The sequence below is a fragment of the Paractinoplanes bogorensis genome, assembly GCF_018829635.1.
Lineage (GTDB): Bacteria > Actinomycetota > Actinomycetes > Mycobacteriales > Micromonosporaceae > Actinoplanes > Actinoplanes bogorensis.
This window is the reverse complement of sequence record NZ_JAHKKG010000007.1, coordinates 1-24,274: the sequence shown is the minus strand read 5'-3', so window position 1 is coordinate 24,274 and position 24,274 is coordinate 1. Positions and strand designations below refer to the sequence as shown.

Genomic DNA, 24,274 nt, shown 5'->3' with positions numbered 1-24,274 from the left:
TCGACAGTAGCGGTCAGGCGCCGCGAGACAGGGAGTCCCGTTGCAGCGGGATCTCTTCGGAACGGCTGATCAGCGTGCCCCGGCCCTCGTGGTCGCCGCGGACCAGGGCGGCGATGTACTCGCAGATCTCGGGTGACAGTTCGGCCAGGTCGGGGCGGGCCGGCTGCTGGGTGATGTAGCCCTGGACGTGCCGGATCCGCTGTTCGTAGATCTCGCGCAGGGTCAGCGGCGACTCGTCGTCGACGCCCTCGACGATGACCACCCGCGGGGCGTGGCTGGCGTGGCGGGCCGTGTCCATCACCAGGGACAGCTCTTTCGCCGCGAGCGGGTGGTGCAGGATCGCCCGGTCCACCTTGATCTGGGTCAGCGGCAGCTCGGCCATCCGGGACAGCGACGCGTAGCCCTCACCGAAGTCGTCCACCGCGAACGCCACCCCGACGTCGCGGGCGATCGCGGCCAGACGGTTGTGGAAGTAGGCGTGCGGGGCCTCCGACCACTGCTCGCCGCGGCGGGGTTCGATCGGGTCCTGTTCCGAGATCTCCAGGGTGATCGCCGCGGGCTCGATGCCGAGTTCGGCGATGGCCGTGCGCAGCACCTCGACGTAGTCGTCGCTGAGCAGGGAGCGGACCGCCACGTTGATCGACAGCGGCTTGGGCTCGTCCCACGGGCCGTCGGCGTGGGCGCGGGCGTACGCGTACAGGGCCATCCGCAGGATCACCTTGTCGCGTTCGACCACGAACCGGTCGCCCCACACCTCGGCCAGCCGCAGCATCGCCACCGGGGCCCGCGAGTCGGAGGCCGAGCGCCGGGCCAGTGCCTCGTAGCTGTGCACCTCGACCCGCCGGGCGGTCTTGCCGAGGGTGACGACCGGCTGGAAGACGACGCAGTACGACTCGAGCACGCGCCGATAGAGTTCGAAGCAGTGTTCGAACAGGGGCACCGGCAGCCGGCCGAAGGCGTCACGCAGGGCGGTCAGCACCTCGATCTCGGCCTCGTCGGGGGACGCGGCGAAGTCCGTACGCCAAATCGTCTCGAGGATCTTGGCCAGCGGCTGACCGAGCGTGGCCAGGCCGGGCGCCGGGTCGACCACGGCCAGCAGCAGCGACCGGCCCTCGGCGTGGCGCAGCGGCACACACAGCACCGCGCGGTGGTCGTCGTGGACGGCGTGACCGAACCAGTCGGCGCCGGGCGGGAAGCGCAGCAGCGGGTGGACCGCCTCGAGGTCGAACCGCTTGCTCGAGTCGATCGGCTGGAACCCGCCCGCGGTGTATTCGAGCAGGGCCGTCGAGTGGGCCTTGGTCGCCGCGCGCACGTATTCGACCCGGGACGGCGCCGCACTGCCCGCATCGGCGCGTGTGCCGGACGAGCGCGGGGCGGCGTGCCGAGGCATGCGGGCGTGGTAGGAGAGCCGCTGGATGAGGTCGAGGACGTCATCGGTCGCGACGTCGAGCGGGTTGGCCAGCGGCACGATGGCCGGTCCGGGCTCGCCGAGGGCGCCCAGGAGCACCGAATCCGGGCCGGTCACCTGCGGAGACAACCCATGTTCCCGTACGGCCGAAGCCAGTCCCGAAAAGCTGAGGTCGGGCCGCCGTGCGAGGGTGGCCAGCACGTGCGCGGTCAGCACGCCGTGCCCGATCACCGCGGTCTCGCGTTCCGCCGCGTCGTCGGCCCCGGAGACGAGCGCGCTGTAACGACGCCCCTGCGGACGGACACCGCCCACCGTGTCGGCGATCAGCACCGCCGAGCCGGGGAAGAAGTCGAGCACGTCCCTTTCCAGGAAAGCCATCCGCAGCCCGGAGTCGGGATTGTCGCCGAGAATCGTTTCGTCCAGTTCGGAGGTGACCAGATAGGTCTCCGAACCGTGGCTCCACGATGGTGTCAGAGCGCGCCCGGCGAAATAGACAACAAACAGATCGGTGCGGTCGGCGCGCATCGCGAATTGGCGGAGCGCAGCCTTGACGTCACTCGCCGTGACCCGGGAGCCCGTGAACAGCCGCGCGTCGAAGCCTTCGAGCTGCAGCAGCTCGCACATGGCCTCGGCGTCCCGTTCGGCGAAGCGCAGGCGGGAGTGGGCGTCGTTGACACCCACGATCACCGCGAAGCGCTGATGTGCCATCGAACGCCTCCGGTTGTAGAGCACGGGCATGCTCCGAGTACGGCGTGGCTGATGATAGCGATCAGAACCGTTTCATCAAATCGATCATTGGCGGCAATTCCACCCGTACGGGATAATGATCGGACGCGAATTCCGTCTCCTCTCCCCGCACGACGACCATGTCCTTGGCCCCCGCGGCGATCGAGGGGCCGGCCAGCACGTAGTCGAGGCGCATCCGGGAGAACTCGCGCCCGCCTCCGCGCGTGGTCGGCACGGTCAGCGGCGAGCCCGAACCGGCCACTTTCCACAGGTCGGTGTAGCCGGCGTCGAGGAAGGCGCCGACCGCCCGGGTATCGGCCGTGCCGTCGGCGGCGAGGTGCCGGGCCCGCAGGAAGCCGGGCTGCGGGGCCAGCGTCTCGGTGTGGTCGGTGCCCGGGTCGAGGCCGTTCAGGTCGCCGGCGATCACCGTGGGCACGGCGCCGGGCTGGTAGCGGTGGGCCAGCCAGACCGCCTCCCGCCGGCGACGCGGAGGCGAGAACGGATTTAAGTGAGTACTCACTACACGCAGTGGACCCATCGGTGTGCTGACAGTGACGACGGCGGCGGCGTGGTGCAGGCGGAAACGTACGGCCGAGCGGTCGGTGACCTCGAGCGGCGCCCGGACGAACACGGCGACCGGCTGGCCCAGGAACGAGCGGGCCAGGTGCGGCACCATGTCGACGGCGTCGGCGATCTGGCGGAGGATCCGGGCGTCGCCGCTTTCCCAGCCGCGCAGCTCCTGCAGGGCGAGCAGGTCGGGCCGCTCCCGGTTGATCACCGCGATGATCGCCTCGAGCCGCCCGCGCCCACCGGTCTTGATGTTCCAGGTCATGAACCTCACGCGGCCACCGGCCTGCGCTGCGCTACTTCCTGAGCTTCGTGGGCCGCCTCGGAGACCGTCTCGGCGTGGGCGTCGGGTCGCACGATCACATAGAGCGCACCCACCCAACAGGCCGTCAGCAGCAGCGCACCGAGCACGTCGGTCGGGTGGTGCATGCCGCGGTACATCCGGGACGTCGCCACCAGCAACGGCATGACGACGGCGAGCGCAGGGAAGATCCACCGCCACCATTGCCGTACGCGGGGCATCGCCACAACCGCAATGGCGACCCACACGCACATCGTCGCGGCGATGTGGCCGGACGGGAACGACGAGGTCGGCATCTGCCCGTCCAGCTGTTCGGCCGCCGGACGCGGGCGGCCCACGGCGGCGGCGCTGGTCAGGAACAGGGTGATCTCGCCGGCCATGGTCAGCACGAGGAACACGATCGGCCGCCACTGCCGCCACAGGGCCAGCGCCAGCGGACCGACGACCAGGCAGATCAACAGGATGGCGTGGGTGTCGCCGGCCTTCGACGCGAGCCAGCTCAGGTGATCGAGCCGCTCGGTGCGGAACGTCTGGAGCCAACGGGGCACCGCATCGTCGAAGGGCGGGTTCCACCTCGTGACCGCGTACCCGAGGAAATAGAGGACCCCGAACGTGAACACCCAGCTGACCAGGATCTCGGCACCCTTGGCCCACGGGTGGGGCAGCACCGGGCCTTCGGCGGGGGCAGGCTTGAGGTCGTCCGCTGCTTCCGGCTCGAGCCCGTCGGTGACCGGGGGCGTCACGTGCCCGGTCTCGCGGCGCCACACCCGGAAGGCGTACGCGGTGATGCTGATCCAGGCCAGCCCGAGCAGCCAGCCGGCCAGCACGTCGGACAGGAAATGCACGCTCAGCGCGATGCGGGTCAGCCCGACCAGCACGATGATCAGCGCGGCGGCCGTCAGGATCCAGCCCTTCCACCGGCCGCGGGTGGCCGAGAGCAGCACCAGCGCCAGCGCGCCGTAGACGATGGTCGTGCCCAGTGTGTGCCCGCTCGGGAAGCTGTTGCCGCCGCCGAACGCGACCGGATCGTCGACCACCGGGCGCACCCGGCCGACCAAGGCCTTGAGCGACGGGTCGAGCACCAGGGCGCCCAGACCGGTCACGGCCAGATAGATCGCCAGGCGGGGGCGGCGGCGGATCAGCAGCCAGGCCGCGGCCATGACGACCACCGAGATCAGCACGTTCCGGCCGCCCAGCGACGTGATCGTGGTGATCACCTTGACCACGCCCTCGTGCGGCGCGACCAGGCCGTTCATGCCCTCGGCGATCGACTGGTCGAGGCGGCGCAGCGGGCTCCAGTTGGTGCGTACGAGCAGCAGCAGCGCGCCGAACCCGAGCCCGGCGGCGACCACCGCCAGCAGGCCGAGAAGGCTGCGCTCGGCGAAATGCCGCACCGGCGCCCATCCGGCGCGCTCGATCACATGGTTGTCGTCCGTCACATAACGGGCTTACCCGGAGCCCTTCGCGCGTACACCCCCGCGACTTTTCCGCGTCTTTCCACCCTGCCGGGGTGGGCCGGGGCTCTCACTGACCGGTTTGGGGACGCTGCGGCTCGGGTCCCAGGTGTCGCGTTTGGCCGGACGCGCCACGCCGACCCGGGCCGCCTCCAGCTGGGCCGCGAACGCGATGCCGAGGAAGAGCGCGATGCCGGTCAGGTTGGCCCAGAGCAGCAGCGCCATGATCGCGGTGAGCGGCCCGTACGTGGCCCCGAAGTTGCTGCCGAACCGCACGTAACCGGCCAGCAGCAGGCTGGCCACCCACCACAGCACGGTCGAGATCACGGCACCGAAGAGCAGCCACGACAGGCCCGGCTGGTGCCGGCGCGGCGAGTACTTGAACAGCACGCCGACCGCGAACACGATCAGCACCAGGCTGAGCGGCCAGCGGACGAAGTCCCAGGCCACCCGGACGTCGGCGAACCACGGCCAATGTCGTGCGGCCGCATCGCCGAACGGTCGCCCGGCCACCAGCAGCAGGAAGCCGAACAGCGCGGGCAGGCCGGCGAACACGGCCAGCAGCGAGGCCCGGATGTATTTGAACACCGCGGGCCGGTCGCGCTCGACGCCGTAGATGCGGTTGGCGCCGCGTTCGATCTGGGCCATCGCACTGGTCAGGGCGATCAGGCCGGTGATCAGACCGAGGGTCAGCGCGAGCTCGCCCGCCTCGTCGGCCTTCTCGCTGTCTTCCAGCAGGTCACGCACCAGCGGATCGCTGGCCCCCGGGGTGAGCGCCAGCACCGTGTCGGCCACCACCCGGCCACCGTCCTCGGCCCCCAGGTCGGCCGCCAGCCCGGCGAGCGCGATGAGGAACGGGACGATGGCCAGGCACAGCTGAAACGCGAAGGCGCGGGCGTGACTGAACCCGTCGCCGTAGCGGAACCGGATGAACGCGTCGCGCAGCAGCGGCCACCGGCCGTAGTGCCAGAGCGCGTGTACCGCGTCGTCCGCCGAGAGGTCGTCACCGCGCATGTCGGTGGTCTCGGGGACCGGCTCGGTACTACTCACGGGCCGCCTCTCGGATCTCCTCGGCCGCCTCGGCGGCGACGCTGACATCGTAGGCGAGATCGGGGTCGCCCTCGGGCCGCGGGACGCTGAGCAACAGCGCCTTGGGCTTCACGGTGATCTTGAGCTGGCGGCCGGGGTCGATGAGGTCGCCGTCGAGCTGCCGCGGCTGGTAGCTCAGCGACTGGATCTCGATGTCGGAGGCGGTGTACGTCTCCATCAGCGGCACCCGCTCGCGGCGGCGGACCACACCCCAGGCCAGCGAGGCCCAGTGGGCCAGGTTGTTGGGGCTGAGGACGGCCACGTCGAGCTGCCCGTCGGCCGGGTCGGCCTCGGTCAGCAGGCGTACCCCGCCCTGCAGGCGGCCGACGTTGCCGACGATCACCGTGCGCGGGCGGCGCGGCATCGGCGGCCGTCCGTCCAGGATGACCCGGGCGTGCATCGGCCGGTTGCGCAGCGCCTTGACCGCCCCGCCGATATAGGCGATCCAGCCGATCCGCTTCTTGGCCACCTCGGAGGTGCCCTCGAGCATCTGGGCGTCGAAGCCCATGCCGGCCATCACCACGAAGCACTGGCCGTCGACGACACCCACGTCGATGCGGCGCCGGCCGCCGTCGATCGCGACCTGCACCCCGGTCGCGGCGTCGGCGCCGAGGCCCAGGTTGGCCGCCAGCAGGTTGCCGGTGCCGGCGGGCAGCACGGCCATGGTCACGTCGGTGCCGGCCAGGGCGGTCACCACGGCCCGGACGGTGCCGTCGCCGCCGCACGCGAAGACGAGCTCGGCGCCCTCCTCCATCGCCTGCTTGGCCTGACCCTCGCCGGGGTCGTCGGGGGTGGTCTCGTACCAGGAGGGTTCAGGCCAGCCGACACTGTCCAGTCCCTCGGCGATGGTGCGCCGGAGAAGATCCATATCGGCCACTTTGGTGGGGTTCACGACGACTGCGCTGCGGGGTCCCGTCACGCGGCACAGTTTGCCCTGACGAGGTAACAGCTGAAACGTCCCCGAGGCTCTGTACCGTTAGCTCGTGAGCGCGACATCGGTCACCTGGTGGGGTCACAGCACGGTCTGGCTGGCTGACTCGGGCACGACCCTGCTCACCGACCCGGTGCTGACCGACCGCATCGCCCACCTCAAGCGCATGGCGGGCCCGACGCCGACCCTGCCCGGGGTGCCCGACGCGGTGCTGCTCTCGCACCTGCACGCCGACCACTTCCACGTGGCCTCGCTGCGCAAGCTCGGCGGCACCCCGCAGCTCATCGTGCCGCGCGGCGCCGGCCCGTTCGTGGCGCGCTGCCTGGGCAACGAGGCTGCCTCCCGCACGATCGAGCTGGCTCCGGGCGAAGAGACAACCGTTTCCTCCGTACGGGTGAAAGCCGTCCCCGCGGCGCACGACGGCGGACGCGGCCCGTGGTCCCGTGATCGCGCCCTGGCCATCGGTTTCGTCGTCGAAGGCGCCGCCCGCACCTGGTATGCGGGCGACACCGGCCTGTTCGACGAGATGAGCGACCTGGCCCCGCTCGACCTGGCCCTGATCCCGGTCGGCGGCTGGGGTCCCACGCTGGGCTCGCACGGCCACCTCGACGCTTCGGCGGGTGCGGAAGCACTGCGCCGCGCGAAGGCGTCGTGGGCGGTGCCGGTGCACTACGGCACGCTGTGGCCGCTCGGCATGGGCCGCGTGCGCTCGCACATGTTCCGCGAGCCCGGCGTCAACTTCGCGCGCCTGGCCGAGCGGGCCGCCCCCGACTCCGAGGTGAGGGTGCTGGCGCCGGGCGAGACGCTGACGATCGGCCCGCCCGCGTGACGTACACCCTCGGGGTAATGGCCTGGCTGTTCGGGGTCGTGGCGTTCGGCGCCATCATCCCCATCGTGCCCACCGGCGCCGCGGTGAGCGGGTCGGCCGCCCTCGCCTTCCACGAGCACCATCCGGTGACCATCGTGTTCGTGATCGCGTCCGGGGCCGCCGGGGCTTACGTGGGCGACCTGGCCATGTACGCGATGTGCCGGTTCGGCGGCGAGAAACTGGCCCGGCGGCTGCGCTGGCTACGCGACGAGGAACACCTGGTCTCGGTCAAGGAACGCCTGACCAAGAGCCAGATCCCGGTGCTGCTGGTGTCCCGCCTGATCCCCGGCGGCCGGGTGCCGGTGCTGCTGGCGGCCGCTTTCCTGGGCATGCCGTGGCGCACCTTCGTGGTCGCCAACGCGCCCGCGTGCGCACTGTGGTCGAGCGTCTACGCGGGCATCGGCGTGGCCGGGGGCTCGATCTTCCCCGAGCCGTGGGAGGGCGTGGTCGCCGCCGTCCTGCTCATCCTGGTCGTCAACCAGATCTACTCGTTCGTCACCAAGCGGCGCGAGGCCCGAGCGGGTGCGGGCACCGCCTCCGGCACCGCGACCGAGTCTCCGTCGGAGGCCTGAGGCCGGCCGTTCCCGTGCGCGGGCTGTCTCCCCGTGCCGGGTCGATCTCCCGTGCGGGTCGGCGCTTCCGTCCTTGCCGGCGCCTTGGCACTTCTTTGGCGGCGCGTCTAGTGCTTCAGGTGCTGGCGGGCTGGGTCGATCTCCCGTGCGGGGTCGGCGCTTCCGTCCTTGCCGGCGCCTTGGCACTTCTTTGGCGGCGCCTCTGGTACTTCAGGTGCTGGCTGGTTTGGCGGCGCCTTGGTACTTCTTTGGCGGCGCCTCTAGTACTTCAGGTGCTGGCGGGTCAGCTTGGCGACCTTCTGCACCGAGGTGATGCCGCCGGACATGGTGGCGTTGTCGTGCGTGAGGACGGCGATCGAGACGTCGGTGCCCGGCCCGGTGATGCGGCCGACCGAGTTGATGATCCAGCGGTTGTTCTCGGTCGAGCGGGCCAGCCACCCGTTCTTGACCGTGAACTTCTCGCCCTTCTTGGCCACGGCCGGAACGCCCCAGTCCTGGCTGTCGTCGACCGTGCTCATCAGCGTGTAGGCCAGCTTGCGCGAGTCGGCGTCCAGCGGCCCCGACGTGTCGACCAGCTCGGACAGCAGCTTGACCTGGTCGTTCACGGTCGTCCGGGTCAAACCCCAGGCGCTGTTGACCTTGGTCTGGGTGAGCCCGAGCCGCTTGTTGCAGGCGCCGACCCCGCCCGCCCGCCCGAGCTTGCCGAACAGCGACGTCGTGGCGTCGTTGTCACTGAGCCGGATCATGCGCTTGGCCAGCGACAACTCGGTCGAGGTGAGGTCGCGGCGGGCATCCTGGGCCTTGAGCAGCAGACACGCGAGCACCTGCACCTTGACCACGCTGGCGGTCTCGTACTTCTCAGTGCCGCGGAACGAATAGCGCTGCCCGGTGCGCCGGTCGAGCACGGCGACCGAGAACTCGGGGGCCGTCGCCGCGTACTTCTTCAGCGCGGCGTCGAGCGCCTTGACCTGCTGAGCTCTTGTCGGTGCGCTGGGCTTCGGGCTCGCCTGCACCGGCGCGGCGTTCACCCGCCCCTGGACCGGTGCCTGGGTCTGCGCCGGTGCCTGGTTTTGCACGGGGGCCGCCTGGGCCGCCTCGTGAAAGGTCGGAGCGCCCCCGGAGTCGCGCATCATGCTCACGCCGACCAACCCCGCACCCCCGAGGACCCCCACCGTGGCGATGGCCAAGACCAGATTCCGCGTACGTCGCACGCCTGGCATTGTGCCGTGTCACGCCGGTTCATGTGCGTCCTAGCCTGGTTCACATATGAGATTGACAAAGAATATCGACGTACGGGTTACATCCACTCACCGCGGGTGACTGCCAGCCGGACGTGACGTGGTGGCGCATGATGGTGGCATGCGTTTCCTGGTGTCCCCGTCCGCGATCGCCGAACTTGCCCGTTCCACCGTCGGCCAGGTGGTCGAGACAGCGGCCGCGGTGGCCACCCTGCCAGTGCGGGTGATCGGGGTCCTCGGCCAGACAGAGTTGCTGGTCAGCCGGGTGACGATGCTCGCCGACGAGGCCGAGGGCCTGATCCGCCGGGTGGGCGTGATCGTCGACGCGGCCGAGGAAACGGTGGGCGAGGCCCGCACGATCACCGCCGCGGCCGCCGGCGTGGTCGACCAGGCCGCCGCGATCAGCGCCCGAGCCGAGACGATCGTGGCGAGCGCGGAAGACATCACCGGCCGCGCCACCGGGGTCGTCACCTCGGCCGAAGAGATCACCACCAGCGCCACCGGCGTCGTCGTCACCGCCGAGGAGATCAGCGCCCGAGCCGCCGCCGTGGTAGTCACCGCCGAAGACATCAGCGGCCGCGCCGGAGCCGTAGTCAGCACGGCCGAAGACATCAGCGGGCGCGCCGGGGCTGTGGTGGGCACGGCCGAAGAGATCAGTGGGCGGGCCGGGGCCGTCGTGGGCAGCGGTGAGGAGATCAGTGGGCGCGCCGGGAAGATCGTGGAGCGGGCCGACACGATCAGCGGCAAGGCGGACGGGGTGGTGCTGCGGGCCGTCGGCATCTCGGACGCGGCCGAGGGCGTCGTCGAGCGGGCCACCCAGGTCAGCACGCGGGCGGAGGGCGTGGTCGAACGCGCCGACGCGGCTGCTCGGGAGGCGAGTCGGTTGTTGGAGGCGTACGCGGGAACGCTCTTGAAGGGTGCCCCGCTGGCCCAGCGCTTCGTCGACGAGCTGTCGGCCGAAGAGGTGACGGCCGCGATCCGGATGATCGACCAGCTCCCGGCGCTGCGGTCGCACCTGGTCGACGACGTGATGCCGCTGCTCGGCAAGCTCGACCAGGTCGGCCCCGACCTGCACAAACTGCTCGAGGTCACCGAAGACCTGCACCTCGCCATCGCCGGCCTGCCCGGCCTCAAACTCCTGCGCCGCCGGGGCGAGGAGCGCACCGAGGAATCGCACCGCTGACCTCCGAGCCACCGGGTCCACCGCGCAGCTGTGCGCGGCCGCGGCCACCAGCCCACGATCGCTCTGACTTGCCGCGGCCCGCAGCCCACCATTGCTCTGCACTGCCGCAGCCGACAGCCCACCGTCGCTCTGCACTGCCGCGGGCGGCAGCCCAGTGTCACTCTGACTTGCCACGGCCACCAGCCCACCATCGCTCTGACTTGCCGCGTCCAGCAGCCCACCGTCGCTCTGTCTTGCCGCAGCAGGCAGCCCACTATGAGGTCCCACCGCTTGCCGCCGGGCCGCGGCGGGACGTGGCCTCACGTCGGTCGGCGCTCGGTCTGACCCGCGCGCACGACGTCGAGAATCAGGTCGAGATGGCCGCGATGCTGGGCGGTCTCGCGGATCATCTGCATGAGCATCCAGCGCAGGCTGACCGGTGCCTTGCCGAACGAGGGCCGGGCCGCCCGATGGTCGAGGTCGTCGAAGCGGGCTGCGGCGATCCGGCTGCGCTCGCACGCCGATCGATAGAGCTCCCGCAGCGACTGCACCGGGTCGTGGCGCGCCGACTCCCAGGCCCACGTCTCGTCGCCGCCCGTGGACTCCCACGGCGGTGGCCAGGCGGCACCGAGCAGCTTGTGCGTGAACCACAGGTCCTCCATGTGCGCGAGGTGCTTCACGATGCCGCCGATGGTCATCCCGGTCGCCGGCAGCAAGCGCGCGGCCGCCGTCTCGTCGCTCAAGCCGTCGAGCGCGGACAGCGTCGACGCGCGATGCTCCTCGAGGAACTGCTCGAGCAGCGCCCGCTCGGACGGATGCAGCTGCGGATGGTCAGCCATGCCGCGATTCTGCCCGCTCCCCGACCCTTCCCGCGCCCTCCATCGTGGACCTGTGGATAACTTCGGGGACCGTTTGCCGCCCGTCGTAGCGCCAGTGGATAACTTCGGCCGCGTCGGACCGGACAGGTCCAAGATGGTGGCTCCGCGCGGCCGCCACGAAGTCGACGAGCGCCGGCGGATCGGCGAGAGGACCGGCGAAATGCACCAGCGTGGAATACCAGATGTCGCGGTGGAAGCCCGCTTCATAGGCGGCGTCGGCCCCGAGCTCGTCGGCGATCCGGGCGGCGAACGAGTCGGCGGCATCGTCGTCCGGGCGCAGGCAGGCCATCACTCCCCCAGGCGTCAGCGTCAGCCCGGTGATCCCGAAGCGCGCGGGCCGGGCCTCCCGAGCGGCCCGCCGCAGAGCACGGCCATAGCGGGCAACAGCCGGATCATCGGGGGCGACGCCGGTCCGATGAGATTCCAGCGCCCGTACGGTGATGTGCAGTGCCCGCTCATTGCCGGTGGGCCAGTGTCCGGGGCCCGCGACGGCCATCGCCTGCCGGGTGACCGCGTCGAGTCGGGCCACTGCGTCGTCGTCCGGGCGGAAGATCACCGAGATCCCCCAGCGCTCACTTCCGTCGTACGGCGGAATGTCGCGCTGGTGCTGTCCGCTGAGGACCGCGGTGCGGCCGTTGTCGAAGAGCTGGTCGAACCGGTCCCTGTGCATGGGTGGCGAGCCTAGGCGGCGCCGGCAAGCAGGCACCGGCCGTCGCACGGGACGGCGCAAGCTTTCGCGACACGCTCGCGACGGTCGGTGAACCTGGTGGAGCGGCGGCCCGTGGAGTAGACGTCGCTGACAATGCCGATCCTTGGGAGGCCACAGTGAAGCTCTCCGGAATTCGTACCGCCGTCCTCGTCACGGCCCTGGTTTCGGCCGCTGTCGTGCCGGCTCCGGCGTGGGCCGCTCCCGGCGAGGAGCGGAGCTTTCCCGGATGCCCCATGCTCGGTGTGAAGCTCGCCGGGCCCTGCGTGGTGACCCTGCAGGAGCGTCTCAAGGCGGTCGACACGAGTCTCGTTCTCGACGTGGACGGCATCTTCGGACAGGACACCCTGAACGCGGTCATCGCCTTCCAGCAGGCCAAGCAGATCAGGGCGGACGGCGTGGTCGGCGCGGTGACCGCGGACGCGCTGTCCGCCGCTGCCTCGTCGCCGCCCGCCGGCTCGTCGCCGCCCGCGGCCGAGGCACCTGAGCTCGGCGGCCGGGAGAAAGAACTGCTCGAGTTGCGCGGCACGATCGAGAAAGCGGCCGCCGACGTCGGGGTCGACCCGGTGCTGCTGGCGGCGATCCTGCACCACGAGGGCGGGAACTACCTCGACCCGGTGCGGCGCGCGCCGACCGCGGCGGCCGAGGAGGCGCTGGCCAAGACCCGGGGCGCCTCGGTCGGCATCGCGCAGATCCAGACCGGTACGGCGCGCATGGTGCTCCGGGAGAAGTTCGGGCGGACCGATCTCAGCGACCACCAGATCATCGAGCATCTGATCTACGACACCGGGTTCTCGATCTATGTGGCGGCCGGCTACCTCGACTGGATGACGACGCGAACGGTCGGCGGACGGAACTGTGGTGCCACCGATCGGCGCGAGCTCTTCCTGCAGTACGCGGTTGACGACAAGTTGGCCTGCACGCTGCGCGACTACAACTATGACGTCGCGAAGCTGAGCGAGGACTCGTCGGTGGCCCTCTACATGGGCGTCGAGCCGCCGGCGCCGGCCTCCGAGTGCGCGGCGCTGCGGCGGCGCGAGGGCTACTTCACCGAGTCACAGCGTCAGGCCGAGTTGGTCATGACCCGCTGAGCCAGGCGGAGTCAGAGCGGCGCACCGCTGGGCACGGGCGGGGTGAGAGCGGCGGAGCGCAGAGCCGAGCGAGTTCGCGCCGGCGTCAGGGCGGCGCGCCGCTGGGCACGGGCGGGGTGAGTGCGGCAAAGGTGTCGGCCGGGCGCGGTCAGAGGGGCGCGCCGCCGAAGTTGACCTCGTTGCCGTCGGGGTCTCGGTAGTCGGCTTTGCGTACGCCGTTGTCGTAGGTCTCGCGCTTGGCCGGCTCGATGCCCCGGGACGCGGCGGCCTCGACGAAGCCGTCCAGGTCGTCGACGAAGATCGTGACCTGGGAGTGGCCGGCGTGGTCGGGCTGTTCCTCGATGAAGACGAAACGGTGTTCGGCCAGTTCCCACACGCACTCGGTCTCGTGTGCCACGAATGACGGCGGCGAGCCGAGCAGCCGGGTGTACCAGGCCAGCGAGGCGGAATAGTCGCTGACGGAGATTCCGGCGAACAGGTCCATGACCCCATGGTAGGGAGGCCCACCATCGACAGTGGGCCTCCCCAACACGGTGGGGGTCGAACGGCGACAAACGTCGGAGGGGGCACCGACGAACGTCGCAGAGGGGAGAACCAACGAACGCCGGCGGGGAACCGACGAACGCCGCGGGGTAGCACCGACGAGCACCAGCAGGGGAACCAGCACACGCCGCAGGGGTGAAACCGACGAACGCCGGCAGGGGAACCAGCACACGCCGCAGGGGTGAAACCGACGAACGCCGGTAGGGGAACCAGCACACGCCGCAGGGGTGAAACCGACGAACGCCGGTAGGGGAACCAGCACACGCCGCAGGGGTGGAACCGACGGACGCCGGTGGGGGAACCGGCGTCCGTCGTGGGGGTCAGGCGGCGGCGAGGGCCGGGGTCTGGATCTCGGTCACGGCGCCGGTGGTGAGGCAGTACTGGGCGGCTACGGCGTCGATGGTGCCGGTGCGCAGGGCGTTGTCGACCAGGGCCGAGCGTTCGCGCAGCAGCTCGAGCGTGTAGAGCGAGTGTTGCGCGCTGAGCTCCTTCGCGGTGGTGGCGCCCATGGCCCGTGCGCGCAGCACGTCGGGGGCGATGCGCTCGGCGATGTCGCGGACGTAGCCGGCCGGCACCGCCGCGTTGTCGACCACGCCGGCCGCCGCGGCCACCGCGCCGCAACCCTCGTGGCCGAGGACCACGATCAGGGAGACGCCGAGGTGGCCGACCGCGTACTCGATCGAGCCGAGAGCGGCCGCGTCGACCACGTGGCCCGCCGTGCGCACCACGAAGAGGTCACCGAGGCCCTGGTCGAACAGGATCTCGGCCGGTACGCGGGAGTCGGCGCAACCGACCACCAGCGCGAACGGTGCCTGCGACTCGCTCAGTTCGGCGCGCCGGGCGGCGCCGCGGTCGCCGGCCGCCGTGCTGCGGTCCTCGGTCCAGCGGCGGTTGCCGTCGAGGAGACGATTCCAAGGGGAGGTCATGTGGGGGCTCCAGATTTCGTCAGTTGAGGATGGCGCCGGTGGTGGCGACCTGCTCGGTGAGGACGCCGCTGATCAGGCGCTGGGTGTTGTTGATCTCCTCGACCGCGGTGTGGATCTCGGCGAGCGACGCGGTGACGGCGTCGACCCGGGCCTGGATCGCGTTGACCTTGGCGCTGACCTCGGTGGTGGCCCGCTCGGTCTCGCTGGACAGTTCCTTGACCTCGCCCGCGACGACCGCGAAGCCCTTGCCGGACTCGCCCGCGCGTGCCGCCTCGATGGTCGCGTTGAGCGCGAGCAGCTTGGTCTGGGCCGCGATGGACTGAATGCTCTGCACCACGTGGTTGATCTCGGCGCTGGCCTGGCCGAGCGCGGCGACCTGCTGGTTGGCCTCGACGGTGAGCTGCTCGCCCTGGGCGGCCACGCCGGCCGCGGCGTCGACGTTGCGCTGCACCTCGCCGATCGAGTCGAGCAGTTCGCGGCCGGCGCTGTGCAGCTGCTCGGTCGAGGCGAAGCGCTCCAGGGCCTGTCCGACCAGGAACGCCGTGTTGCGCAGCGCGCTCTCCCGGCCCGGGTACATGATCAGCGTACGGGTGGCGAAGAAGTCCATCGTGCCGATGATCTTGCCGCCGACCTTGATCGGCAGGCACACGCCGGACTTGACGCCGGCGGCCTGCGCGGCCGGGCGGCGGACGCAGTCGGTCAGCTCGCCCAGGTCTTCGACGAAGACCAGGTCGTCGCGGGCCCAGGCCCGGCCGGAGAGGCCGACGCCCTTGGCGAACGAGGCCGACATGGTGACCCGGCGGAACTCGGCTCCGGCGTCGCCCGACTCGAGGGCGAACCGGAGCACGCCCTCGCTCTCGTCGAGCTGCCAGAACGAGCCGTACTGCCAGTCGAAGTCGGACCGGATGATCTCGAGCGCGGACCGCAGGGCGGCGTCGCGGCTGGTCGACTGGGTCAGTTCGCGGATCACTGTGGACACCGCGTCGACGTCCTGGGCCGCCTTCTCCTGCCGGACGGCCTCGTGCAGGCGGGCCAGCGCGTTCGAGACCAGCTGGCCGACCGCGCGCAGCACCGAGAGGCGCTCCTCCGAGAGGCTCAGCTCCTCGGTGGCGAAGAAGTCCATGGTGCCGACGACCTTGTCGTCCTCGATCAGCGGGAAGCAGACGCCGCTGTGCACCCCGGAGCGGGCGGCGATCGGCGCCCGTACGCAGTCCTTGACGTCCGCGATGTTGGTGACGAAGACCAGATCGCGGCTGCGCCAGGCGCGCCCGGACAGGCCGACGCCCTCGGCGAACGAGGCCTCGAGGGTAACCCGCCGGAAGTCCTCGTTGACGCTGCCGCTCTCCTGGGCGAACCGCAGAACCTTGGCCGTAGGGTCGAGCTGCCAGTACGAGCCGTAGGCCCAGCCGAGCAGGTTGCGCACCATCTCGAGCGCGTCGCCGATGGCCTGCTGGGGAGAGCCGGCGCTCTCCATCGCCCGCATGATGGCGGTGACCGCCTGGACGTCGGCGCGAGCCTCCGCCAGTTCGGCCTCGACCTTTTCGGCCGCCGCGCGCTTGCTGCTTCGAAGCACCACAACTCCCTCTCGTCGGGAAGAGTGGCGCCTCGCCACCCGGAGTGCCGAGAAGTTCGGTCGCGGACGGACCCAGTTGAGGAGGCCTGATTGCCAAACGGTGAGCAAACCGGAGCAGGAGGAGAGGCGGGCGGGCGTTCGGCCGTACGGAAAAGGAAGTGAGGTCGTACGGAAAGGGCGTGGGCCGCACGGAAAAGAAAGTGAGGTCGTGCGAGAAGAAGACGGCGTGGGGTCGTACGGGAAAGAAAGTGGGTCGTACGGGGAAGAAAGTGAGGTCGTACGGAAAAGAAAGACCCCGCCGGGCAACGAAGCCGGCGGGGTCTCTCGGGGGAACGTCGATCAGTAGACGCTGACGCCGTAGACGCTCAGCGGCTCGACGACCGGCTGGAAGTAGGTCGTGCCGCCGGAGGAGCAGTTGCCGCTGCCGCCCGAGGTCAGGCCGAGGGCCGTCGAACCGGCGTAGAGCGAGCCGCCGCTGTCACCGGGCTCGGCGCAGACCGTGGTGCGGATGAGGCCGGAGACCGAGCCCTCGGAGTAGTTCACGGTGCTGTTCAGGGCGGTCACCCGGCCCGAGCGCAGACCCGTGGTCGAACCGCGGCGGTAGACCGTGGCGCCGACGGCCGGGGTGCCGGCCGAGGTGATGTCCACCGAGCCGACGCCACCGGTCTTGGTGATCGTCGTGTTGGTGTAGCGGACGATGCCGTAGTCGTTGCCGGGGAAGCTGGTGCCCGCGCGGGTGCCCAGCGTGGCCGAACCGTTGGTCCAGGTCGAGCCGATGTTGGTGCAGTGGCCGGCGGTGAGGAAGTAGGTGGTGCCGGCGCTGTTGCGCACGTTGAAGCCGAGCGAGCAGCGGCCGCCGCCGGCGTAGATGGCGTCGCCGCCGCTGATCTTGACGCTGAGCTCGCCCGCGGTCTTCTCGATGCGGGCGTTCTCGCCGAGCTTGGCCACGGTGGCCTCGACGGCGGCCAGCGAAGCACCGGTGACCGTGCTGTCGACCGAGACCACAACCTGGTTGCTGACCGGGTCGATGGCGAAGGCGGTGCCGGGGGTCTTCAGCGAGGACTTGAGCGCGTTGTCGGCGGAGGCCAGCTCGGCTCCGCTGCGGCTGACGAAGCGCGGGGTGGCGCCGGAGGCCTTGACCGACTTGGCGGTGGCGGCGTCGGTCACGTTGACCACGACCTTGCCGGCCGAGTCGATGTAGGACCCGGCGGTGTTGACGCCGAACTGGGCGTCGAGCTTGCTGGCCAGGGCAGAGGGGGCGAAGGCGTCGCCGCTCGGCGCGGCCGACGCGGGTGACGCGGCGAGTCCGGTGCCGACGAGCATGCAGGCGGCCAGGCCGACGATCGGCCGGCGCAGCTTCCGGTTGAGCACGGTTCCTCCAGGGGGTGAGGGGTACGCCGGAACCGGCGGACCTCCTGCCCTGGAAGTATTGAGACTTCTCTATTCGTGTTCAAGAGTCGGATATTGTTGCCACAAGTCGTTCACAACCGACTTGAGCTGCTCAAACACCCCACATAGCGCGAATCGTATTACCAAACCGGGATGGCGAGGTTATGCGCCTGGGCCCGGATCTCGGGCACCGCCGTGGTCTCCCAGCGGGCGCCCCGGCGCAGCGGGCCGATCAGCCGGCGACCGTGCTGGACCTGCCCGTCGGCGCCGATCAGGCTCCCGTCGGCGTCGATGTCGAGTCCCAGTCCGTGCGGCCCGACCCGGGCCTGGCCGCGGTCGAGCAGGCTGCGGACGAACGACCCGGCCGCGCCCGGCAGCCGACCGGGGCCGGCGCAGTTCACCACCGCCCCGAACCACTGCACCCCGGCCTCGAGCTCGACCAGCAGGCCACCGGCGGGCGGGGCGCTGATCGAGCGGACGCCGCCCGCGCGGACCTCGAGGCGACCCTCCTCGCGCAGGGTGGCCACCCGCGCGCCGACCGAGGGCGCCATCCGGTGCCGGTGACACTCCCAGGGGCGGGCCAGGTGACGCAGGAACGCCTCCTGCTCGTCCGGGGTGAAGGCGGTCCAGAGTTCGTCCAGGTACGGCCGCAGCCCGTCGACCACCGCCCGCCAGTCCCCGGCCCGTGCCGCCTCGGCCCGCACCGCCCGCACGATGTCGCGCAGGGTCGTGCAGTCGTCGAGCGCGAGCCCGATCGGGGGTGCGGCCACCGCCGTGTGGGTCAGCGGCAACTGACCCCGGCGGCTGACCGCGGTGATCGGTGCGTCCCGGTCGCGCTCGGCGGTGAGCGTCAGCGCCACGTCGATCGCGGTCAGGCCGGCCCCGACCAGCAGCACCGGCACGTCGGACGGGATCGCCTCGAGCGCGCCCTTGGTCCACGGATCGGCGATGTAGTCGGGGTGGTCGGGCCGGGCCGCCGGCTGGGCCGGAGCCGGGTTGCCGGTGGCCACCACGACCCGGTCAGCCCGGACCTCCCCGCCGTCGGCGAGCAGCACGCCGGTCGCGGACAGGCCGGCCGCCCGCGACTGCCGTACGGTCAGCCGGTCGCCGGGCAGGGCCGCGAAGACCGAGCGCAGGTAGTGGCCGTACTCCGTACGGGGGCGGAAGTCATCGGGTGAGCAGCCGGCCCACCGCGCGAAGTGACCCGGATCGTCGGCCACGGCACTCATCGCCCCGGCCCGCGAGTTGAGCAGGTGCCACGGGCGGGCCGACCCGTAGGCCAGGCCACCGCCCGGCTCGTCCGGCTCGATCAGCACGACCCGGTCGTCGGTGTGCTGCAGCAGCTCGCGGGTGGCCAGCACGCCGGCACAGCCCCCGCCCACGACGGCGACCGTCGTCACCGCTCGGCCACCGTGACGCAGGCGTCGTCGGACAGCCGGTAGCCGAGCCCGTAGACGGTGGTCACGACCTCGGGGTCGGCCAGCTTGGTGCGCAGGCGGCTGATGTGCACGTCGACCGTGCGGTTGGTGGTGTGCGTGTGACCCCACACCTGGGCCAGCAGCTGACTGCGGCTGAACACCTGGCGCGGGTGCCGGGCCAGGAACAGCAGCAGGTCGTACTCGAGGCGGCTCAGGTCGAGCGGCCGGCCGTCCCGGACGGCGGTACGCGCGCCCGGGTCGAGGCGCAGCCCGTCGCCCGTCGCGGCGGCCGGCTCGGTGAGGTTGACCTCGACCGCCGGTCCGGCCGCACGCATCAGGTCACGCAGGGCGGCCACGACCCGGTCCCGGCCGGCCCCCTCCCCCGAGACGCTGATCGTCAGGGTGACCGGCGATTCGTAGACATCGGGGACGGGGTGCAGGCGGCGGCGCGGGACGGCCGGGTGGGCTACGGCGAGCGCGGACATGGGGGTTCTCCCTCCGGTGACGGCCCGATCAATATATCTCCTATCTGCGAGATAGGTTAAGACCCGACCGGCGGGTCGTGGCGGGAATCTCGCCGACATTGCCCATATCCCACCGGCGAACTAGGATTTTGGCCATGACTCAATTCGTCGTCGTGTCCGGCAACCCGCGTCCCGGTTCGCGCACGTCCACCCTCGCCGCCGCCGTCGGCAAAGCCCTGGCCGGCCTGGAGAACCCGCGGTTCATCGAGGTCGGCGAGCTCGGCCCGGGCCTGCTCACGCCGGGCGACGAGGCCACCGCGGCCGCCGTGACCGCCCTGAAGGAGGCGGACGTGCTGGTGGTGGCCACGCCGACCTACAAGGGCAGCTATACCGGGGTGCTCAAGGTGCTGCTCGACCAGTTGCCCGCGCAGGCCCTGGCCGGCAAGCGGGCGGTGCCGGTGGTGACGGCGGGGGTCGCGCCCCAGGCGGCCGCGGCTTCGCTTCTGCTCCGACAGTTGCTGACCGAGTTGGGCGCCGACGTGGCCGAGGGGCTGCCGGTGGTCGAGGCCGACCTGCCCGATTCGGCGGCGATTGCCGAGAAGTACGCGGCCTCGTTCAGCTCATCCACAGGTTCGTGACAGGGCACTGATAGGGCTTCCCCGTACGTTTCCGCGTGTTCGATCTTGGCACCGCCCCGCCGAGATGGGACTCGTCCCGTTCGGTGATGCCGTGCCCCCGGTCGCCGGACGGGACGAGTCCTGTCCGGCGGGGGTGCCTTTCTCGCTCGGCTCGACTCGTGTTCGGGCTCGTTTCCGGGCCGGCTGCTGTCCTTGCCTGGCAACAGAGTCGTCCCGCCCGGTTGGACCGGGCGGGACGACTCATTCCGTACGGGAAGACTCAGTTGACGTTGATCCACAGGTTCTTGACGGCGCGGGTGCCCCAGCCGTCGGTGAACGCGACCGCGAAGCCCGCACTACCGGCGGTGGTCGGCCAGCCCTGGATCTGACCGTCCGTGCTCAGCGACAGCCCGTCGGGCAGCGCACCCGAGTCCAGCGACCAGGTGCCGGTGCGGCCACCCGCGACGGCCAGGCTCTGCTCGTAGTACTCACCGGTCTGCGCGTCCGGCAGCGAGCTGGTCGTGATCACCGGCATGGTCTTGCGGACCGTGACGGTGATGGCGCGGCTGACCGTGTTCGGCACGTAGTCGGTGAAGCGCACGGTGACCGTGGCCGAGCCCGGTCCGACCGGCGTGCCGGTGATCGATCCGCTCGGCCACAGGGTCAGACCCGACGGCAGACGGCCCGACGCCACACTCCAGCTCCCGCGACGCGAGGTCTTCAAAGTGAGTTTCCCGCTGTACGCGGTCCCGGCGGTGACGGTCAGCGAGGAGCTCGCGATCACCGGCTTGGCCGGCGGCGCGGGCACGAACAGCAGACGGTTGGGCGAGCCTTTGAGGTCCTTGATCTTGCTGGCGGTGGCGTTCTTGACCAGGTAGTTGCGCACCTGGGCCGGGGTCATGGACGGTGACGCGTCCAGGGCCAGGGCGGCCGCACCGGCGACGTGCGGCGAGGCCATCGAGGTGCCGCTGGCCACGGCCGTGGTGTAGTCGCCCGCGTAGTAGTCCGAGCGGATGTTCACGCCCGGCGCGAACAGGTCGAGGGCCGGGCCGTAGTTGGAGAACGACGCGCGCTTGTCGGCCGAGTCGCTGGCGCCCACGGTGATCGCGGCGGCCAGACCGGCCGGGCTCATCCGGCCCGCGCTGACGTTCTCGTTTCCGGCCGCCACCACGTAGGTGACCCCGGAGTTGATCGAGCGCTGGACGGCGGCGTTGAGCGAGGCGCTGAACGAGCCGCCCATGCTCATGTTGGCCACGGCCGGCTTCACGGCGTGCGCGGTCACCCAGTTCACGCCGCTGATCACCTGGGACAGGCTGCCTTCGCCCTTGCAGTCGAGGACGCGTACGGCAACCAACTGCACCTTCTTGGCCACACCGAAGATCGTCCCGCCGATCGTGCCGGCGACGTGCGTGCCGTGCCCGTTGCAGTCGTTGGCGTTGGTGCTGCCCGAGATGGCGTCGTAGCCGTAGCTGGCCCGCCCGCCGAAGTCGACGTGGCTGATCCGGATGCCGGTGTCGAGCACGTACGCGTGCACGGCGCTGCCGTCGTCGGTCGGCGTGAACGACTTCGAGGCCTTGACCGGCCGCTGGTCGATCCGGTCGAGACCCCACGGCGGGTTCTTCTGGGTGCCCTGGATGGTGAGGATGCGGTCCTGCTCGACGAAGCGCACGTCCGGGTCGGCGGCCAGGCGGCGGGCCTGCTGGGCGCTCATGTCGGCGACATAGGTCGATCCGCCGTCGACCGACATCGCCGACGCCTGGCCGGCCAGCGGCTGGTTGAGCGTCACGATGTAGCGGCCCGGGATCGCGCCGGGAGCGCCCACGCCGAAGACCGAGCCTTCGGGCAGGGCAGCCTGGGCCGGGGCGGCGGTACCCGAGATGACGACGACGGCCGCGGCGGCCGCCGCGGTGGCAAGTGAGCGCATTCGCATGGCCGCCTGATCGGCGCCGGGCCTGGTCCAGGTGAGGAAAAGACCCCGCTCGCACCACGGAAATACCGGCCCTGCCCCCGGCGTTCCGCTGGGTATGAAGGTGAGAAACTCGCTTCGATCGTTGAAGAGCAAGCCGGGCAGCGTGGTCACCCGTCGTCGCGGCCGCATGGTTGTGATCAACCGGAAGAACCCGCGCTGGAACGGCCGTCAGGGCTGATACAGCACGATCACGGGACGCCGGGGGCGAACCGCGATAACGTGGAAGAGACAAAGCCGGAGTCCCGCCGCCACGGGGCTCCGGCTTTTCACTGTCATCGTTGATGCGCGAGCAGGGCCAGCCGTACGCGGTTGGGGCTGTTGGTCTTGGTCATCAGTGCCGTGATGTGCGTTTTCACCGTGGTGACGCCGATGTGCAGCCGCTCGGCGATCTCGGTGTTGGACAGCCCCTCCCCCACCAACTCGAGCACGCTCTGCTCGCGCGCCGTGAGCCCCTCGACCGGCCGCGAACGCTGCACGCCCGCGTTTGTGGCGCGTGTCACCAGGCGGCGCAGCACGTCCCGGCTGAACGGGCTGTCCCCCGCGGCGGCCCGCCGGATGCCGTCGAGCAACTCCTCGGGTGGCGCATCTTTGAGCAGGAACCCGCACGCCCCCGCGTTCAGCGCCGGGTAGAGGTGGTCGTCGTCGCCGAACGTGGTCAGCACCAGCACCCGGGTGGCCGGCCGCTCGGCCAGCACCCGGCTGGTGGCACTGATCCCGTCGACGCCGGGCATCCGCAGATCCATCACGATGACGTCAGGTGCGAGCCGGGCCGCCTGGTCGATCGCCTCCCTGCCGTTGCCGGCCTCGCCCACCACCTCGAGGTCGGGTTCGGCGTCACACAGCATGCGCAGCCCGGCCCGGATCAGCTGCTGGTCGTCGACGAGAAGCACCCGGATCACGCGGTGGCCCCCACCGGCAGCACCGTGCCGACCCGCCAGCCCCGGCCCGCCGGTCCCGCGGTCAGCTCGCCGCCGAGCACCTCGACCCGCTCCCGCATGCCGGTCAGCCCGTGCCCGCCGCCGGGTGGCGGCTTGGCCGTGGTGTCCGGGCCGCCGTCGTCCGACACCTCCCAGATCACGTTGCCGCCCTCGACGGCGACGCGCAGCCGGGCGTGCGCGGACGGGCCGGCGTGCTTGGCCACATTGGTCAGTGCCTCCTGGGTGAGCCGGAGCACGGCCAGACCGCGTACGGAATCAAGGGTCGTGACCGCCTCGTCGATGTCCGCCTCCACGGTCAGCCCGGCACGCCGCGCGATGTCGACGGCCGCCCCCAACGCGGCGGGCAGCGCGCCCGGCTCGATCGCGGTGAGCGCCGCGTCCCGCACCTCGCCGTCGTCACGCAGCACGGCCACCAGCCGCCGCAGATCGCCGAGCGCGGCCGTGCCGGTGCCGTGCACGTCGTCGAGCACCTCGGCCACCCGCGGATCCAGGTCGGGGAGCACGTGCCGGGCCACCCCGACCCGCAACACCATGGAAGCCACGTGGTGCGCGACCACGTCGTGCAACTCCCGCGCGATGGCGCTGCGCTCATCGGCCCGGGCCGCCCGGTTTTCCATCTCGACCCGCTGCTCGGCCTGGCGGCTGAGCTCCCGCGAGGTGCGCACGACCAGCCCGAACAGCAACGGAAGCCCGACCGGGAAGATCAGGCTGAAGATCCCGTCCTTGAACCCGGACTGGTCCGGGACGACCTTCAGAGCCACGTAGACCGCGGTGAGCAGCGCGGCGCCGGCCACGTAGGTGCGGGGCAGGGCCGCCCACACGACGAGCTCGCCCAAGGCCCAGCTGCTGCCCACCTGGTTGATCGTCGGGTCGTCGACAAGCAGACAGGCGGCGACGAGCAGGCCGGTCTGCACCACGAAGTTGACGGCCGGCCGCTGCCCGAGCAGAGGAAGCGCGACAAAGGCGATGACGGCCAGCACCCATTGAGTCGGAGAGCTGACGGCGTGCCCGTCCGGGGTGAAGAGCAGATAGCTGAGCCCGGTGAGATCGAGCAGGAACAGGCGGGCCCAGGTGTCCCGCTTGTCGAAGAGCCGTCCCAGCCAACCCATGGCGCTCAGCCTAGGCCTTCCCAGGTCAGCCCTTGTACACGTGGACACCACACAGTTCCCACCCTCCCAAGGGGGCCCCCGCCACCGTCGATTCTGCCAAGATCAGCGGCCGCGCGCGGGGCACCGAGCGTCTCGCTGTGGACAAGCCCGCGCTGTGGACAACCGGGCTGCGGCGCGCCGAATGTGCTACTGCCGCGACGAGTTCGCCGACGATCGTGGGCGCGGCCGTCGACCGTCGTGGGCGCAGCCGCCAGCGACCCGTGGGCGATCGTGGGCGCGGCCGTCGACCGTCGTGGGCGCAGCCGCCAGCGACCCGTGGGCGATCGTGGGCGCGGCC

At 71.0% G+C, this 24,274-nt stretch carries 23 protein-coding genes and 1 pseudogene; 6 read left to right on the top strand and 18 right to left on the bottom strand.

Going from position 1 to position 24,274, the window contains the following annotated elements; all coding sequences use genetic code 11:
• Positions 1 to 13: 13 nt before the first annotated feature.
• From KOI35_RS22565 to KOI35_RS22545, 5 genes are all read right to left on the bottom strand, one after another.
• The gene (locus tag KOI35_RS22565) at positions 14 to 2,116 is read right to left on the bottom strand and encodes an EAL domain-containing protein (protein WP_246613629.1); all 2,103 of its coding nucleotides are present in this window, start codon (positions 2,114 to 2,116) and stop codon (positions 14 to 16) included.
• 61 nt (positions 2,117 to 2,177) lie between these two features.
• Positions 2,178 to 2,966, bottom strand: coding sequence for an endonuclease/exonuclease/phosphatase family protein (locus KOI35_RS22560; protein WP_215790799.1), 789 nt, complete (start codon positions 2,964 to 2,966; stop codon positions 2,178 to 2,180).
• Positions 2,967 to 2,971: 5 nt separating this feature from the next.
• Positions 2,972 to 4,441, bottom strand: a complete 1,470-nt coding sequence (locus KOI35_RS22555; protein ID WP_215789663.1) for a phosphatase PAP2 family protein — start codon at positions 4,439 to 4,441, stop codon at positions 2,972 to 2,974.
• A gap of 9 nt (positions 4,442 to 4,450) precedes the next feature.
• Positions 4,451 to 5,506, bottom strand: coding sequence for a YihY/virulence factor BrkB family protein (locus KOI35_RS22550; RefSeq protein WP_215789662.1), 1,056 nt, complete (start codon positions 5,504 to 5,506; stop codon positions 4,451 to 4,453).
• Positions 5,499 to 6,464, bottom strand: coding sequence for a diacylglycerol/lipid kinase family protein (locus tag KOI35_RS22545; RefSeq protein ID WP_215789661.1), 966 nt, complete (start codon positions 6,462 to 6,464; stop codon positions 5,499 to 5,501). The genes KOI35_RS22550 and KOI35_RS22545 overlap by 8 nt, the downstream gene beginning before the upstream one ends.
• A 64-nt stretch (positions 6,465 to 6,528) precedes the next feature.
• On the opposite strand from KOI35_RS22545, the gene KOI35_RS22540 reads away from it, so the two are divergent.
• Positions 6,529 to 7,305, top strand: a complete 777-nt coding sequence (locus KOI35_RS22540) for an MBL fold metallo-hydrolase (RefSeq protein WP_215789660.1) — start codon at positions 6,529 to 6,531, stop codon at positions 7,303 to 7,305.
• Positions 7,306 to 7,322: 17 nt separating this feature from the next.
• Entirely contained in the window at positions 7,323 to 7,916 is a 594-nt protein-coding gene (locus KOI35_RS22535) for a DedA family protein (RefSeq protein WP_246613627.1), read from the top strand.
• Between the two features lie 260 nt (positions 7,917 to 8,176).
• Here the strand turns inward: KOI35_RS22535 and KOI35_RS22530 are convergent, their stop codons facing one another.
• Positions 8,177 to 9,136 (bottom strand): serine hydrolase, encoded by a 960-nt coding sequence (locus tag KOI35_RS22530; RefSeq protein WP_246613626.1) that lies wholly within the window; start codon positions 9,134 to 9,136, stop codon positions 8,177 to 8,179.
• A 139-nt stretch (positions 9,137 to 9,275) separates the two neighbouring features.
• Here KOI35_RS22530 and KOI35_RS22525 point away from each other — a divergent pair, with 139 nt between their 5' ends.
• Complete coding sequence (locus KOI35_RS22525; RefSeq protein ID WP_215789657.1) at positions 9,276 to 10,337, top strand: methyl-accepting chemotaxis protein; 1,062 nt, start codon at positions 9,276 to 9,278, stop codon at positions 10,335 to 10,337.
• A 299-nt stretch (positions 10,338 to 10,636) separates the two neighbouring features.
• On the opposite strand, the gene KOI35_RS22520 is transcribed toward KOI35_RS22525, so the two are convergent.
• Together KOI35_RS22520 and KOI35_RS22515 are read right to left on the bottom strand one after the other, a co-directional pair.
• Positions 10,637 to 11,155 carry a DinB family protein gene (locus tag KOI35_RS22520; RefSeq protein WP_215789655.1) on the bottom strand — a complete coding sequence of 173 codons (519 nt, stop codon included), beginning with the start codon at positions 11,153 to 11,155 and terminating at the stop codon, positions 10,637 to 10,639.
• A complete protein-coding gene (locus KOI35_RS22515; RefSeq protein ID WP_215789654.1) occupies positions 11,148 to 11,864 on the bottom strand; it encodes a hypothetical protein in 717 nt (238 codons plus the stop codon). Before KOI35_RS22515 ends, KOI35_RS22520 begins: the two co-directional genes overlap by 8 nt.
• A 272-nt stretch (positions 11,865 to 12,136) precedes the next feature.
• Between KOI35_RS22515 and KOI35_RS22510 the strand changes: the two genes are divergently transcribed.
• The gene (locus tag KOI35_RS22510) at positions 12,137 to 12,991 is read left to right on the top strand and encodes a peptidoglycan-binding domain-containing protein (protein WP_215789653.1); all 855 of its coding nucleotides are present in this window, start codon (positions 12,137 to 12,139) and stop codon (positions 12,989 to 12,991) included.
• A 148-nt stretch (positions 12,992 to 13,139) separates the two neighbouring features.
• Here the strand turns inward: KOI35_RS22510 and KOI35_RS22505 are convergent, their stop codons facing one another.
• The 7 genes and pseudogenes from KOI35_RS22505 to KOI35_RS22480 all read right to left on the bottom strand — a co-directional run bounded on the left by KOI35_RS22505 (position 13,140) and on the right by KOI35_RS22480 (position 19,325).
• On the bottom strand, positions 13,140 to 13,475 hold the full coding sequence (locus KOI35_RS22505) for a VOC family protein (RefSeq protein WP_215789652.1): 336 nt from the start codon (positions 13,473 to 13,475) through the stop codon (positions 13,140 to 13,142).
• Between the two features lie 379 nt (positions 13,476 to 13,854).
• The gene (locus KOI35_RS22500; RefSeq protein ID WP_215789651.1) at positions 13,855 to 14,460 is read right to left on the bottom strand and encodes a carbonic anhydrase; all 606 of its coding nucleotides are present in this window, start codon (positions 14,458 to 14,460) and stop codon (positions 13,855 to 13,857) included.
• Positions 14,461 to 14,479: 19 nt separating this feature from the next.
• Positions 14,480 to 14,881, bottom strand: coding sequence for a methyl-accepting chemotaxis protein (locus KOI35_RS49335; protein ID WP_438870623.1), 402 nt, complete (start codon positions 14,879 to 14,881; stop codon positions 14,480 to 14,482).
• Positions 14,882 to 14,986: 105 nt separating this feature from the next.
• Positions 14,987 to 15,934 (bottom strand): annotated as a pseudogene (locus KOI35_RS49330) (GAF domain-containing protein); the annotation flags it as partial.
• A 438-nt stretch (positions 15,935 to 16,372) separates the two neighbouring features.
• Entirely contained in the window at positions 16,373 to 17,404 is a 1,032-nt protein-coding gene (locus tag KOI35_RS22490; RefSeq protein WP_308121123.1) for a S1 family peptidase, read from the bottom strand.
• Positions 17,405 to 17,562: 158 nt separating this feature from the next.
• Positions 17,563 to 18,822: an FAD/NAD(P)-binding protein gene (locus tag KOI35_RS22485; RefSeq protein ID WP_215789648.1), complete on the bottom strand. Its 1,260-nt coding sequence runs from the start codon at positions 18,820 to 18,822 to the stop codon at positions 17,563 to 17,565.
• Positions 18,819 to 19,325 (bottom strand): winged helix-turn-helix domain-containing protein, encoded by a 507-nt coding sequence (locus tag KOI35_RS22480; RefSeq protein WP_215789646.1) that lies wholly within the window; start codon positions 19,323 to 19,325, stop codon positions 18,819 to 18,821. Before KOI35_RS22480 ends, KOI35_RS22485 begins: the two co-directional genes overlap by 4 nt.
• 134 nt (positions 19,326 to 19,459) lie before the next feature.
• Here KOI35_RS22480 and KOI35_RS22475 point away from each other — a divergent pair, with 134 nt between their 5' ends.
• The gene (locus KOI35_RS22475) at positions 19,460 to 19,942 is read left to right on the top strand and encodes an NADPH-dependent FMN reductase (RefSeq protein WP_215789643.1); all 483 of its coding nucleotides are present in this window, start codon (positions 19,460 to 19,462) and stop codon (positions 19,940 to 19,942) included.
• 259 nt (positions 19,943 to 20,201) lie between these two features.
• Here the strand turns inward: KOI35_RS22475 and KOI35_RS22470 are convergent, their stop codons facing one another.
• Complete coding sequence (locus KOI35_RS22470; RefSeq protein ID WP_246613625.1) at positions 20,202 to 21,845, bottom strand: S8 family serine peptidase; 1,644 nt, start codon at positions 21,843 to 21,845, stop codon at positions 20,202 to 20,204.
• A gap of 100 nt (positions 21,846 to 21,945) precedes the next feature.
• Between KOI35_RS22470 and KOI35_RS22465 the strand changes: the two genes are divergently transcribed.
• Positions 21,946 to 22,068, top strand: coding sequence for a ribosomal protein bL36 (locus KOI35_RS22465; protein WP_015624451.1), 123 nt, complete (start codon positions 21,946 to 21,948; stop codon positions 22,066 to 22,068).
• Between the two features lie 94 nt (positions 22,069 to 22,162).
• Here the strand turns inward: KOI35_RS22465 and KOI35_RS22460 are convergent, their stop codons facing one another.
• Together KOI35_RS22460 and KOI35_RS22455 are read right to left on the bottom strand one after the other, a co-directional pair.
• Complete coding sequence (locus tag KOI35_RS22460) at positions 22,163 to 22,789, bottom strand: response regulator transcription factor (protein WP_215789638.1); 627 nt, start codon at positions 22,787 to 22,789, stop codon at positions 22,163 to 22,165.
• A complete protein-coding gene (locus tag KOI35_RS22455) occupies positions 22,786 to 23,937 on the bottom strand; it encodes a sensor histidine kinase (RefSeq protein WP_215789636.1) in 1,152 nt (383 codons plus the stop codon). The genes KOI35_RS22460 and KOI35_RS22455 overlap by 4 nt, the downstream gene beginning before the upstream one ends.
• Positions 23,938 to 24,274: the final 337 nt, after the last annotated feature.